The organism is Pseudobutyrivibrio sp. YE44, from assembly GCF_900104335.1.
Classification (GTDB): Bacteria; Bacillota; Clostridia; order Lachnospirales; family Lachnospiraceae; genus Pseudobutyrivibrio.
The window spans coordinates 757,997-771,540 of the sequence record NZ_FMXT01000001.1 but is presented as its reverse complement, the minus strand read 5'-3'; the positions used below and the strand labels follow the sequence as shown (position 1 = coordinate 771,540).

The 13,544-nt window shown below is 37.3% G+C and carries 18 protein-coding genes; 17 read left to right on the top strand and 1 reads right to left on the bottom strand.

Features of this window, described 5'->3' with window-relative positions:
• The first annotated feature begins 4 nt into the window (after window positions 1–4).
• The 4 genes from BLR54_RS03650 to rsmH all read left to right on the top strand — a co-directional run bounded on the left by BLR54_RS03650 (window position 5) and on the right by rsmH (window position 4,883).
• A complete protein-coding gene (locus BLR54_RS03650) occupies window positions 5–301 on the top strand; it encodes an STAS domain-containing protein (RefSeq protein ID WP_442960227.1) in 297 nt (98 codons plus the stop codon).
• 128 nt (window positions 302–429) lie between these two features.
• A complete protein-coding gene (locus tag BLR54_RS03645) occupies window positions 430–1,341 on the top strand; it encodes a LysR family transcriptional regulator (RefSeq protein ID WP_090417015.1) in 912 nt (303 codons plus the stop codon).
• 5 nt (window positions 1,342–1,346) lie between these two features.
• Complete coding sequence (locus BLR54_RS03640; protein WP_090417013.1) at window positions 1,347–3,785, top strand: homocysteine S-methyltransferase family protein; 2,439 nt, start codon at window positions 1,347–1,349, stop codon at window positions 3,783–3,785.
• Window positions 3,786–3,839: 54 nt separating this feature from the next.
• Complete coding sequence (gene rsmH, locus BLR54_RS03635) at window positions 3,840–4,883, top strand: 16S rRNA (cytosine(1402)-N(4))-methyltransferase RsmH (RefSeq protein WP_090417011.1); 1,044 nt, start codon at window positions 3,840–3,842, stop codon at window positions 4,881–4,883.
• Between the two features lie 119 nt (window positions 4,884–5,002).
• Here rsmH and BLR54_RS03630 read toward each other — a convergent pair whose 3' ends face one another.
• The gene (locus tag BLR54_RS03630; RefSeq protein WP_090417008.1) at window positions 5,003–6,061 is read right to left on the bottom strand and encodes a metallophosphoesterase; all 1,059 of its coding nucleotides are present in this window, start codon (window positions 6,059–6,061) and stop codon (window positions 5,003–5,005) included.
• Window positions 6,062–6,243: 182 nt separating this feature from the next.
• Between BLR54_RS03630 and BLR54_RS03625 the strand changes: the two genes are divergently transcribed.
• The 13 genes from BLR54_RS03625 (at window position 6,244) to BLR54_RS03565 (ending at window position 13,477) form a co-directional block, all read left to right on the top strand.
• Window positions 6,244–6,789: a prolyl-tRNA synthetase associated domain-containing protein gene (locus BLR54_RS03625; RefSeq protein ID WP_090417006.1), complete on the top strand. Its 546-nt coding sequence runs from the start codon at window positions 6,244–6,246 to the stop codon at window positions 6,787–6,789.
• A gap of 26 nt (window positions 6,790–6,815) precedes the next feature.
• A complete protein-coding gene (locus tag BLR54_RS03620; RefSeq protein WP_090417004.1) occupies window positions 6,816–7,352 on the top strand; it encodes a BUD32 family EKC/KEOPS complex subunit in 537 nt (178 codons plus the stop codon).
• Between the two features lie 56 nt (window positions 7,353–7,408).
• Entirely contained in the window at window positions 7,409–7,927 is a 519-nt protein-coding gene (locus BLR54_RS03615) for an isochorismatase family protein (RefSeq protein ID WP_090417002.1), read from the top strand.
• Between the two features lie 170 nt (window positions 7,928–8,097).
• Window positions 8,098–8,514 carry a pyridoxamine 5'-phosphate oxidase family protein gene (locus BLR54_RS03610; protein WP_090417000.1) on the top strand — a complete coding sequence of 139 codons (417 nt, stop codon included), beginning with the start codon at window positions 8,098–8,100 and terminating at the stop codon, window positions 8,512–8,514.
• A gap of 147 nt (window positions 8,515–8,661) precedes the next feature.
• Window positions 8,662–9,105, top strand: a complete 444-nt coding sequence (locus tag BLR54_RS03605; RefSeq protein ID WP_090416999.1) for a hypothetical protein — start codon at window positions 8,662–8,664, stop codon at window positions 9,103–9,105.
• A 223-nt stretch (window positions 9,106–9,328) separates the two neighbouring features.
• Window positions 9,329–9,796 carry an HIT family protein gene (locus tag BLR54_RS03600; protein ID WP_090416998.1) on the top strand — a complete coding sequence of 156 codons (468 nt, stop codon included), beginning with the start codon at window positions 9,329–9,331 and terminating at the stop codon, window positions 9,794–9,796.
• The gene (locus tag BLR54_RS03595) at window positions 9,793–9,981 is read left to right on the top strand and encodes a hypothetical protein (RefSeq protein ID WP_090416996.1); all 189 of its coding nucleotides are present in this window, start codon (window positions 9,793–9,795) and stop codon (window positions 9,979–9,981) included. Before BLR54_RS03600 ends, BLR54_RS03595 begins: the two co-directional genes overlap by 4 nt.
• Before the next feature lie 94 nt (window positions 9,982–10,075).
• Window positions 10,076–10,861, top strand: coding sequence for a class I SAM-dependent methyltransferase (locus BLR54_RS03590; protein WP_090416994.1), 786 nt, complete (start codon window positions 10,076–10,078; stop codon window positions 10,859–10,861).
• A gap of 20 nt (window positions 10,862–10,881) precedes the next feature.
• Window positions 10,882–11,427, top strand: a complete 546-nt coding sequence (locus BLR54_RS03585) for a GNAT family N-acetyltransferase (protein ID WP_090416992.1) — start codon at window positions 10,882–10,884, stop codon at window positions 11,425–11,427.
• 185 nt (window positions 11,428–11,612) lie between these two features.
• Window positions 11,613–11,786, top strand: coding sequence for a chorismate--pyruvate lyase (locus BLR54_RS03580; RefSeq protein ID WP_090416991.1), 174 nt, complete (start codon window positions 11,613–11,615; stop codon window positions 11,784–11,786).
• Between the two features lie 73 nt (window positions 11,787–11,859).
• Window positions 11,860–12,270: a peptide deformylase gene (locus BLR54_RS03575; RefSeq protein WP_090416989.1), complete on the top strand. Its 411-nt coding sequence runs from the start codon at window positions 11,860–11,862 to the stop codon at window positions 12,268–12,270.
• Window positions 12,271–12,299: 29 nt separating this feature from the next.
• Entirely contained in the window at window positions 12,300–12,920 is a 621-nt protein-coding gene (locus BLR54_RS03570) for a glycoside hydrolase family 25 protein (RefSeq protein ID WP_090416987.1), read from the top strand.
• Between the two features lie 119 nt (window positions 12,921–13,039).
• Complete coding sequence (locus BLR54_RS03565) at window positions 13,040–13,477, top strand: GNAT family N-acetyltransferase (protein WP_090416986.1); 438 nt, start codon at window positions 13,040–13,042, stop codon at window positions 13,475–13,477.
• The last annotated feature ends 67 nt before the right edge of the window (window positions 13,478–13,544 follow it).

Genomic DNA, 13,544 nt, shown 5'->3' with positions numbered 1-13,544 from the left:
TATGTTGAACATCAACGAGACAAAAGCAAATGGAAATCTTACAATTTCTTTGGAGGGCAGATTAGATACTACAACAGCACCTCAGCTTGAGGATTCATTAACAGGAAAGCTTGACGATGTTAAGAGTTTGGTTTTTGATTTAAATAAGCTTGAATATATATCTAGTGCAGGTCTTAGAGTGCTTCTTACAATACAGAAGGTTATGAATAAGCAAGGGGAAATGCTTGTTAAGAATGCCTCTGAGGAAATCTTGGAAATCTTTGAGGTTACAGGCTTTTCAGATATTCTTACTATTTCATAACGTATTTGCGTAACGATATTTTGCTAATAAAATATTTTTATAAGAGCAGTCCTTGTTGGACTGCTCTTTTTTATGCTAAAATACTGTTAATCTTTAGCATACTAAAGTGTATTGGAAGGTAGATTATTATGGAGATAAAACAGCTTAAGTATTTTGTGGTTTCAGCTGATGTGGGGTCCTTTAGTGAGGCAGCAACTGTGCTTTATACCACACAGTCAAGCGTAAGCAAAGTGATTGCATCACTAGAGCACGAACTTGATTACACACTTTTTAAGAGAGAGAGTAAGGGAATCTCACTTACTGAGCAAGGAAAGGTTTTCTACCAAAGGGCCAGTGGTATAGTTTCTGACTTTGATAAGCTTGAAACAGAAAGCGATATGATACAGAAGAATTCGGTTCGAATCGGGATGATTCATAGCTCTTGGCTGGCAAATTCTTTCTCAGAGTTTTACGAGCTTCATAAGGATGAGAATTGCTGTTTTTATATCCATGCAGATGGCACCAGTTCTTTGATTGAAAGATTAAAGTTATCTGAGGATGAGCTGAGCTTTATCTACGTTTTTCCTGATACCAGACCTCAGGTGGAATACCTTATCAAAAAATATAATCTTAGATTTGTAAAGCTAAAGACTGTAGATGGAATGATATATTTTGCCCCTGAGGATGGGGAGGATATTACATCAAAGCAGATAGATTTTCGTGGTGATTTCAGTGGCATGAAATTTATTCAATCTGAGAATGATGAATATCTTAGATTGGGAAATTGGAAAACTGGGGATGGAAAGCCTATTGATATTAGCAAGGATATTTCAGTTGTTACTAATAGCGATTATGTAATGCATAACATGCTTGAAAAGAATAACTTGGCAAATCTTAGCGGTGCATCCTTTAAAAACTATGATGATGCACATAAGCCAGGTGTTGAGATTTACAACGAACATGGTCAAATTGATTTTGGCTATGTTACAAATATGGACTATACACCAAGTCCTATGGCAAGAGAGTTTATTGATTTTATTAGACATGCAATTGAGGAGTAGCATTAATGACAAGACTTGAATTTAGGAAATTACTTGAAACTAGAAATGTATTTATTGATGGCGCAACAGGCACAGAGCTTCAAAAAAGAGGTATGCCAGCAGGGGTTTGTCCTGAAAAGTGGATTATAGATAATCCTTGGGCTATTCAAGAGATTCAAAAAGCATATTATGATGCAGGCTCTGATATTGTGTTGGCCCCTACCTTTACTGCAACTCCAATAAAGCTTGCCGAGTATGGACTTGAAAAGGATTTGGTGGAAATTAATCATAAACTTGTTCAACTTACCCGTCAGGTGGCAGGTGAAACAGGTCTTGTGGCTGCAGATATTTCTATGACAGGAAAGCAGCTTTATCCTCTTGGGGATTTAATGTTTGAGGATTTGGTAGATTGTTACAAGGCACAGGTGAAGGCAATCTTAGAAGAAGGCGTGGATTTATTTGTAGTTGAGACTATGATGAGTCTTCAGGAATGCCGTGCTGCTGTACTTGCTATAAAAGAGACCTGCGATCTTCCTATTATTGTATCTCTTACCTACAATCCTGATGGGAAGACTTTGTATGGTACATCTCCAGACACAGCTATGATTGTGCTTCAGTCTATGGGTGTGGACTGTGTTGGAATGAATTGTAGTACCGGTCCAGATGCCATGTTAGAACTGGTTCAGCAAATGAAAAAGGTGGCAACTGTGCCTATCATGGTTAAGCCAAATGCTGGTTTGCCAGAGCTTGAGAATGGCAAGACAGTTTATAAGATGACTCCAGAAACCTTTGCTGAGGCATCACTTCGTCTTTACGAAGCAGGAGCTGGCCTTTTTGGTGGATGCTGTGGTTCCACTCCAGATCACATCAAGGCATTGGTGGATACCTTAAAAGATAAGCCTGTAAATAAGGTGGAAGACAAGCCACTTCGAGTGGTTACTTCTGAGCGTATGAACACTTGGATTGATTTGGATGGCAAGTTCATGGTTATTGGTGAGAGAATCAATCCTACAGGAAAGAAGAAGTTCCAGGAGACCTTACGAGAAGGCTCACTTTCAATGGTGGTGGATTTTGCCCGTGAGCAGGAGGAAAAGGGAGCCAATATTCTCGATGTAAACATGGGTATGAATGGTATTGATGAAAAGCAAATGATGATTGATAGCATCTATGAGGTAACCTCAGCTGTTGATTTGCCACTTTGCTTAGACACTAGTCATGTTGAGGTTATGGAGGCTGCTCTTCGTATTTATCCTGGACGTGCTCTTATTAACTCTATTTCCGCAGAAGAAGAGAAGATGGAAGCAATGCTTCAGCTTGCGAAAAAGTATGGTGCTATGTTTATCACACTTCCTCTATCAGGCGCAGGTTTGCCAAAGGATATAGAAGAGAAGAAGCAGCATATAAATACTGTTCTATCTAAGGCAGTTGAGCTTGGTCTAAAAAAAGAGGATGCTGTTGTGGACGTTTTAGTGCAGACTGTTGGTGCGGAAGGAACAGCGGCTCTTCAGTGCTTTGAAACTATTGAATACTGTAAATACGAATTAGGTCTTCCAACAGTGTGTGGACTTTCAAACATTTCCTTTGGTATGCCTAATCGACAGTTCGTTAATACAACATACCTTACAATTGCAGTTAGCAAAGGCCTTACCATGGCCATTGCAAATCCTAATCAGGAGATGCTTATGTATTGCGCAGCTGCGGCAGATACTCTTATGAACAAGGAAGGAGCTTTGGAAAAATATGCTTCCCTTCCTGTGGTTGAGGCTAAGGCCGCACCAGCAGCTGGCGCCGCAAAGGCTAGTGCACCTTCTGGTGGATTAAGTGTATCCAATGCCTGCGATGGAGTAGGTCCTGTGGCTGAATGTGTAATCAAAGGCAAAAAAGAGCAGATTGTTAAAGAAATCCAGACTATGCTTGATGCTGGCGTGAATCCTCAGGAAATTATTGAGGAGCACTTGATTAAGGGCATCAACGTGGTAGGTGAGCTTTATGATAAAAAGAAATACTTCCTTCCTCAGCTTATAGCTGGAGCAAATGCTATGGAGCTTGGAATGAAGCATATTGAACCACTACTTGCCAGCTCAGATAGTGAAGCAAAGGCAAAGATTGTTATCGCAACCGTTGAGGGAGATATCCATGATATTGGAAAGAATCTTGTGGCGCTTATGCTTAAAAACTACGGCTTCGAAGTGATTGATTTAGGAAAGGATGTTCCGGCTGAGACAATCATTGATAAAGCCGTTGAGGTAGATGCTGATATTATTGGTCTGTCTGCACTTATGACCACCACAATGATGCGCATGGATGATGTGGTGAAGCTTGCAAAGAATAAGGGTTGCAGAGCTCAAATAATTATTGGTGGAGCCTGCATAAACGAATCCTTTAAGGATGAAATAAATGCGGATGGATATTCTGCTGATGCTGCGGAAGCAGTAAAGCTAGTGCAGCGATTAATGAAGATATAAGGCTTCCCCTTGAGAGGAAGCTGTCAGCTTTAGCTGACGGATGAGGTGTAATTAATGGAAGAAAAACAACATAAACGAAGAGTCAGATACTCTGGAAAATATCCAAAGAAATTTGAGGAGAAATACAAGGAGCATAACCCAGAAAAGTATAAGGATACTATTGCTCATGTTATAAGCAAGGGTTCCACACCTGCTGGTATGCACATTTCTATTATGGTGCAGGAGATTTTAGATTTTTTGCAGATAAAGCCGGGGCAGAAGGGCTTGGATTGTACTCTAGGTTATGGTGGGCATACACGAAAAATGCTTGAACAGCTTCAGGGCCAGGGATGTATTTATGGTCTTGATGTGGATCCTATTGAGTCAGAAAAGACCGTAAAAAGACTTAGAGATGCAGGATTTGATGAGGATAATTTTCAGTTTAGGCTTATCAATTTTGCAAACATAGATAAAGTGGCGGAAGAAGCTGGAAAATTTGATTTTGTACTAGCAGACCTTGGTGTTTCATCAATGCAGATTGATAACCCTGAGCGAGGCTTTTCATACAAGATTGATGGTCCCTTGGATCTGAGACTTGACCCAGCACATGGTCAGTCTGCAGCTGAGCGTCTTCACGACATCACACAGGAAGAATTTGTTGGAATGATGGTGGAAAATTCTGATGAGCCTTATGCAGAGGAGATTGCGCAGAAGGTTTTCTCTTTAATGTCTAAGGGAAATCCTATGGATACCACAACAGCTCTTCGTGAAGCTATAGCTGAAGCTCTTTGGAAGGTGCCAAAGGATGAGAAGGACCAGGCTATCAAAAAATCCTGTGCCAGAGTTTTCCAGGCACTTCGTATAGACGTTAATAGTGAATTCGAAGTTTTATATTCTTTCTTGGAAAAGCTCCCTACGATTTTAAATCCAGGGGCAAGAGTAGCAATCCTTACCTTCCATTCAGGAGAGGATAGATTGGTAAAGAAATCCTTTAAAGAGCTTGCTAGGGCAGGGGTGTACTCTGAGGTTTCCTCAGATGTGATTCGCCCGTCAGCGGAGGAGTGCCGCCTGAACCCACGCAGCAAATCCACCAAAATGCGTTGGGCGGTTAAAATGTAAAATAGTGATTTTTGGAGCCTGGTAGCTAACAAGCTATTATAATTCATAAGCGACACCTTCTATGGTGGAGCGGAGAATTATAATGCTTGTTAGTGTAACCAGGTTCTTATTGTAGGAATTTATTTTATATTTATAATTGTGTATTCAGATCTAGTTCCAGTTTTAAATTTTAGTGCCCAGTCGGAGATTCCGGAGGTAACTATAAAGTCCGTTTTTTCTCTGCGCTCATATCCATAGGTGGCATCATTTACTCCAGTCCATTCGCCAATATAGGTGATTGGAATCATCTGGCCACCATGGGTGTGTCCTGAGACAACAAGGTCACATCCAGCCGCTGCTTCAGCATCATAGTCGGCTGGCTCGTGGTCCATAACAAGTATGTATTTGGATTGGTCTAAATCCTTTACAAGGTCAGCTATTGGCATTCTGTCACTATTTAATCCTTTGTCTAGGCGACCTACCAGATAGAATCTGTTATCTATTAGAGTGTATTCATCCTCTAGGATATTGATTCCATTTTTAGTTAGATTATATCTTAAATCTTCAGCAGTAAAATCTCTATGATTAAAATATCCTTCGTCGTGATTTCCATAAACAAACCAAACCCCATATTTCAAATCTAATTTACCAAGGGCTTCACAGGCTTTTTCCATATCTATATTCTTGCTGCCATCATCTACAAAATCGCCGGCAATCAAAAGAATATCTGGATTTTCAGCTTCGATTTTCTTAAGGTGTTTTGCAAATCCATCACCATCAAAGGTAGTACTCATATGGGAGTCGCCAAACATTGCCACCTTTAGAGTACCTAAGTCTTTCTCAGTTGATAGATTATAATCCTTTGGAACAACAGTGACACACAAATAATAGCCGGCGCCCAAATATAAAACAGAGCAAAGTAAAGCTAGCCAGCCCTGCCAGTAATATTTTGTATCTATTTTCTTTATCAGCTTTCCTAATCCTTCAGCAAACAAAAAGAAAAAGGTCACAAATATAATGATTGTCAGAGCGTTTATCCATCCTAGGGCAAAGTAAAAGAAGGTAAAGGTCAAGGCAATCAAAAGAAAAGATATTTTCTTATTACTAATCAAGCTGAATTTCGCAATGGAGGAAATAAGAAAAACTCCACCCGCGATTGCAGCAACTATTGCTCCCAAAAACATTAAAATCCAAATCATAGCTTTCAATCCTTTAAAACACTAAAAGAACAGTTTTCAAAAATATATCATAGAATTTTTAAAAAAGTTTGACCAGGATGAATGAACCTCAGGAATATTATTTCTGGGGTTTTATTGCGTTGTAGGCTGGGTTTTTATATAATCTTCCATAAGATGAAAAAAGGGGTAAAAGGGAGACCGATATGGAATTATTAGATGGAAGACCAGAGAATACTGAAGGACGTTTGGAGCGAGAGATTCGTACTTACGATATGCTGGATTCTCTAGGAATAGCTTATAAAAGAACAGATCATGACAGAACGGATACTATGGAAGCTTGTAATGAAGTTGATAAGATTCTAGATGTGGTAATCTGTAAAAACTTATTTTTGTGTAATCGACAGAAGACTGCATTTTATCTTTTGATGATGCCAGGAGATAAGAAGTTTAAGACCAAGGAATTGTCATCACAAATAGGCTCAGCTAGGCTTTCCTTTGCAGAGCCTGAGGATATGCTTAGATATCTTGATATTGAACCTGGCTCAGTAAGTATTATGGGACTTATGAATGATAAAGATAATGCAGTGCAACTTCTTATTGATGAGGATGTACTTAAGGATGAGTATTTAGGGTGTCATCCATGCGTGAATACATCTAGTTTGAAAATGAGAACAGAGGATGTAATAAAGAAATTTCTTCCAGCAGTAGAGCACGACTATAAAACTGTGCATTTAGTGGGAGAAGATTAATTACGGCATAAGAGGAGAAGACTAGAATGGATATGTTAAGCGTAAATGGAAAAGACTATGAAATAAAAAAGCTCTTAGGAAAGGGCAAAGGCGGATATTCTTATTTGGCAGAAAAAGATGGTAAGCAATATGTGGTGAAGCAGATTCATCATGAACCATGTTCTTATTATCAGTTTGGAAATAAGATTCAATCTGAAATCGATGACTATAAGAGACTGATTAACATTGGCATCAAGATGCCAGTTATGCTTGATGTGGATGTTGATAATGAGCGTATCGTAAAAGAATTTGTTGATGGGGAAACAATTTACAATCTTGTTCTTGAAGATAAGATGCAACCTGTTTATTTGGAGCAGGTAAAAGAAATGTGCGATTTACTTTATCCAGCAAAGACAAATATCGATTATTTCCCAACAAATTTTGTGGTTAACAATGGTGAGATTTTCTATATCGACTATGAGTGTAACGATTACATGGAAGAATGGAATTTTGAAAATTGGGGAATTAAGTATTGGTCTAAGACACCTGAGTTTTTGGAGTATGTTGAGGAGCATAAGATGTAGCCATACTAAGTGAAAGTAATGGCTTTATAAAAGGTGGCGGAAATTGTGGAGGTAAAATGGTCTTATTAGTCATCGACATACAAAAAGGAATTACAGACAGTAGATTATATAATTATGATGGATTCTTGGAAGCAACCAAGAAGGTTATTGATGCCGCAAGAACTAATAATGTTGAGATAATATATGTTCAACATGATGACGGGCCTGGTACAGGCTTTTCTGTTGGGGATTGGGATTTTGAGATAGCTGATCAGGTGGCACCCAATGAGTTAGATAAGATTTATATGAAGAATATTAATAGCTGTTTTGGTAATAAAGAGTTAGCTGATTATTTAGAGGTGATGGCTGATAAGCGTCTGATGATAGTTGGATTGCAAACTAATTTCTGTATAGATGCAACAGTAAAAGCTGCATTTGAAAGAGGCTTCAAAGTGATTATTCCGAGTGGAACAAATTCTACATTTGATAATGATTACATGGATGCAGCGACAACATATAGATATTATAACGAAATGATGTGGCCAGATAGATTTGCATTGTGTGTATCAGTAGATGAGGCTATTTCGATGATGTAGAACGAGATAAGCTAGATTTTGCAGATGTTTTATTATGCAGGAACTCCTAGGTGGGGTAATCTGAAGTTAATATGCTTTGTTTTACGGAACATTTTATCGAAATTGAAGAAAATAAACCTAATAATCGAGGTTTGTAGGGCAATCATAATCTAAAATTATGGAGGTGTGTTATGGATCACAATAAGATTGAGAGTTTTATCAGAAAACAGAAGGTTGCATTTATCTGTTCCATAGATGAAGAGGGATTTCCAAATGTAAAAGCTATGTTAAAGCCTAGAAAAATGGAAGGTTTACAGAGTTTTTATTTTTCGACAAACACTTCTTCAATGAGAGTAAAACAGTACATGAATAATCCCAATGCTTGTATCTATTTCTATCATAAGGGGGTGATTAAGTATGTGGGTGTTATGCTGAAGGGCAAAATGGAAGTACTTAACGACCAAGAGACAAAAGATATAATCTGGCGTAAAGGTGACACGATGTTCTATAAGGGAGGGGTTACTGATCCGGATTATTGTGTATTGAAGTTTACTGCTGAGAGCGGAAGATATTATTGTGATTTGAAGACGGAAAGTTTCGCAGTCTAATAGTGAGTTATATCGTTGTTTATTGGTGGGGTTGAAAAATATGGTTACGAAAAAATAGGTGATTTTGAGACAATATATGGTACCGTGGATCAGTTGTTTCAAAAACAATTGTCCAGATAACTACAAGTTTATAAGGAAGGATAAATTATGAAAAAAAGATTTTTAATTGCAAGCATGATTGTGGCACTTACATTTGTAGGATGTGGTGCAACCACAGAAGAGAACAATACTGATAATGTATCAACAGAAGTAATTCAGGATGAAAAAGATGTTTCAGCTGATACATCGGCAACATCAGATACAGCGGAATCAGAAGAGACTGATAATGAAGGCGTAGAAGCTGTATGTGAGCCAGAGGGAAAGTATTCCGCAACATTTACTGAAGAAATTGAGGGAGAAGAGATTTCCTATGAGGTTTCTTATACATTCAATTCAGATGGGACGGGTGTTTACGATGGACAAGATACAATAGATTTCACTTGGGATGCTTGTTATATCTACATGAATGACTCGAAGTATCCTTTCGATGTAAATGGTAATTATATTTCTGTATCAGAATATGAAGGAACTCAAGATTACTACAAGGAATAAATTACAGATCAATATTTCAAAATGATGCATTTTCATTTGGTAATTTACAGGTCATTAGAGTTGCAGAAGAATATGATAACTGATGCTATAAAGTTTTATGAGGCGCATGGTTTTCGTTATAGTGGTGAAAAAGAACTTGAAAAAAGTGCTACAGAGTATTTGATTAAAATGGTGCTTTCATAAGTGAATTATATTGATTGAAATTTATGAGGGAGAAGATTTTATGTGTTTTGTATGTGAGAGGGTTAATCAAACTAAGGCAGGAGAGAATCCATGTCTTGTAAAAGAGCTTGATACTGGATATGTGGTCATAGGTGACTTTCAACATTTTTATGGATATACACTTTTCCTATACAAGGAACATGTTGTTGAGTTATTTGATCTCAAAGAGAACGTAAGATCCAAACATTTACATGAAATGACTGTAGTTGCAGAAGCGGTAAAAAATGCTTTTGGAGCTGAAAAAATGAATTATGAATGTTTAGGAAATGGCGAAGGGGGAGCCCATATTCATTGGCATTTATTCCCAAGAAGAAATGGTGACATAGAAAAATATGGAAATAATGGAAAAGGTCCAGTTTGGTGTTATCCAAGGGATAAAATGTATGCCGAGAGTAACAGACCTAGCAATCAGGAAATAGAAGAAATGAAAACAAAGCTTAATATCGAATTGGAGAGACTGTTAGGATGAAAAACAAAGAACTTTTAAAGAGAGTAGGTTATATTGTATTAATTTGTTTATCATTTTTTGTTGCCACAAGGTATTATTTTGAAGATAAAATAATCTTAACTATATGTTGGATTGTCATTGGTGCAAGAAATGTATATGAACTAGTCCGCCGAATCAAAAATTCAAAGAAAGAAGATTATGAATGAAATTCAGATAATCATGCAGTATAAAGGATATGAATATACCTATATTTTAATATAAATAAAAAGATAACTTCAAGTTTATAAAGGGAGAAGATAAATGCAAATTGGAAGTTCAAATGATTCAGCAGCTGTGAAAGCACAGTATGTCACATCCAAAAGTTATGATGTTAGAGTTAATTTCCACGATATGTATTCAACAAATAAGCTAGGTTATAGCAACTGGCTTATTTCTAACTATGATATTCGAAAAGGGATGAAGGTATTGGAACTTGGCGGTGGTCCAGGCGGTATGTGGATAGGCCGTCATGAAATAATTTCACGATGTGAGAAGTTCGTTTTTACGGATTTGTCAGAAGGAATGCTAGAGACTGCAAAAAAGAATATTGGCGAACATGATAATGTGGAATATCGTATAGCCGATATTCAAGATTTAGATTTTGATGATAATTCTTTTGACGTGGTTATTGCTAATGGAATGCTTTACCATGTTCCAAATCTTGATAAGGGGCTCAGTGAAGTTAGAAGAGTTTTGAAGGATGGTGGAGTATTTTACTGCGCTACATTTGGTGAAAATAATTTCACTGATAAACTTGCTGAATGGTTTGAATTAAGTGGTGAAGAGTTTAAGCCTAACCATAATTTTACAATACAAAATGGAGCAAAAAAGCTACAAGGACCTTTTGATGATGTAACAGCTTTAGTTTATGAGGATTCGCTTCATATCACTGAGGTAGATCATCTTGTTGGGTATCTTCAAAGCTTAGCTTCATTTAAGGCAGTATTGAATATTCCATTCCAGCGAATAAGAGAGATTTTGGTAGAACATTTTGTAGATGGAGCAATAGATTTACCAAAAGAATACGGTACATTTGTGTGTAGTTAAATAAAACGGAGTTTATAAAGATGAAATACAGTCAAAAGGTTATTCTAAAAGATGGAAAAGAAGCATGGCTTAAAAATGGTGAGGCATCTGATGGAAGAGCTGTATATGAGACCTTTAATGCCACTCATGCAGAAACAGACTTCTTGCTTTCGTATCCTGATGAAAATAGCTATGATCCAGAGCAGGAAGCAAAATTTCTTGATGATAAAACAAAAAGCAATAACGAAATAGAAATTATTGCTCTGGTGGATGACAAAATCGTGGGAACAGCAGGAATAGAGGCTGTCGGGACAAAATATAAAGTAAAACACAGAGCAGAATTAGGAATAAGTATTTTGCGTGATTACTGGAGGCTAGGTCTTGGGACGGCTCTTATGAAGGCTTGTATTCAATGTGCTAAAGATGCAGGGTATGTTCAATTGGAATTAAATGTAGTGGCAGAAAATGAAAGGGCTATTGCAATGTATAAAGAAATGGGATTTGAGGAATTTGGACGAAATCCAATGGGATTCAACTCTCGTACAGATGGATTCCAGGAATTAGTTTATATGCTTCTGAGATTGTGAATAGCATAGGTTTTTGATTTTCATCAGAAAATCAAGAACCGGAGATGGACCAATATTTTCTGAAAGAAAATGTTGCTCTGCAAAGCAGAGTTCTTGTGGGCTTTTTCATTAAGTAGCACACAAGAAGTCATAGAATTTGAAGGGCAAGATATTCTACTTAAGAATTGCAAGGAGATAAAAAACATATGGAAACATGGTTTTATACAGTTGTAAGTATAGATGGCGATTATGCGAATCTTAAAAGAACAGATATTGAATCAGATGAGCTTAAGTTAGTGGCAAGAGCCCTTCTTCCTTCAGATATTGAAGAAGGTACACAGCTTAAGTATGAGTTGATGCAGTATTTTATAGTTGACTAAGCTTTAGTTTACATGGATAAGGTGGAATTGAAATGAGGATTTTTTTCAAATCAAGTTTATAGAGGAAATTATTATGGTAAGAAAGATTATTAGAGATTCAATGTTTTTGGCGCAGAAGTGTGAGCCTGCTACTGAGAAGGATGCTCAGATTGCGCAAGATTTATTGGATACACTTAGAGACAATATTGATCATTGCGTAGGCATGTGCGCAAATATGATTGGCGAGAAGAAGACTATTATTGCTGTTGCGGCAGGTCCATTTCAGTTTGTAATGATTAATCCAAAGATTACAAAAAAGAGTGGAGAGTACCAGACAGAGGAAGGTTGCCTTTCTTTAGATGGAGTAAGACCATGCACTAGATATGAGGAAATTGAAGTTGATTTCCTTAATCAAAACTTTGAGCCTCAACATGCTAAGTACACAGGGCTTACAGCTGAATCAATTCAGCACCAGATAGACCACTGTAACGGCATAGTAATCTAGTTCCAAAAATAAAAATTAATAATCCATCAATGAAAACACATCCTATTAGAGGAGTAGATGTTTCTCATTATCAAGGTGAAATCGACTGGGATCAATTAGCAAAAGAAGATATTCAGTTTGCTTATATAAAGGCGACAGAGGGGTCAAGCAATAAGGATGAGCAATTTGATGAAAACTGGAGCGGGGCCCAGGCTACAAATTTAAGAATTGGTGCTTATCATTTTTTTAGTCTTGATTCACCAGGAGCAGACCAAGCTAAGAATTTTTGTAAGAATGTAAATGCGATTGATGGAATGCTTCCACCAGTGGTAGATATTGAGCCTTATGGAAAATACCGAGATCCCAACCAGCTTGATCAAGAAAAAATGATCAGTGAGTTGGATGCATATTTAAAAAGTGTGGAATCTTTTTATGGAATAAAGCCGGTTATATATACCACGGAAGAGTGGTGGCCAGTTTTACAGGAAGATTTTAATGATTATAATTTGTGGATTCGAGATGTTTACGGAAAGCCAGATTCATCAATTAAATGGACTTTTTGGCAGTATTCAAATAGACATGTGTTAAAGGGATATTCTGGAACAGAACGATACATTGACATGAATGTGTTTTATGGTGAGGAGAAAGAATTTTATATGTTTGGCATGTGAGAGGGGTAAGCAAACATTTAATCATGATGAGAAAGCGAGATCCAAACACTTGCTGAAATGACATAAATAAGGGGGTAACTCATATTCAGCATGCATTAACAGTAGAAGGGAGAAGAGAGATGCTTGAAATAAGAGATTGTGAAAACTATGATGTTGCGAAAGCATTGATTCTTGAGTATTCCAAGATTAAAGGAGCTGAATCCTGCTTTATTACTCTTGATAAAGAGTTAGCTGATTTAGAAGAATTTTATAAAGGGGGCGCTATTCTTATAGGATATGAGAACGAAAAAACAATTGCCACTATTGCAATCAAAAATATCGACGGAAATTCTTGTGAGGCTAAAAGGCTTTATATCAAGCCAGAATATAGGGGTAAAGGTTATGCGAGATTCTTAATGAATGAGATGCTTAATAAAAGTAGAAAACTTGGTTTTTCTGAGGTTACATTTACAACAAAGCCTGAGGTAATGAGCGTGGGATATGGTTTATATCAGCGGATGGGTTTTGAGGAAACAAGTACTAAGGATGGAGTCGCATCAATGCGTATGGCATTATAAAAGATATCGCTAAGTTCTAATTTATCGAGTAATTATAGGTCAGAATAAATAACAACGGGAGCATGTG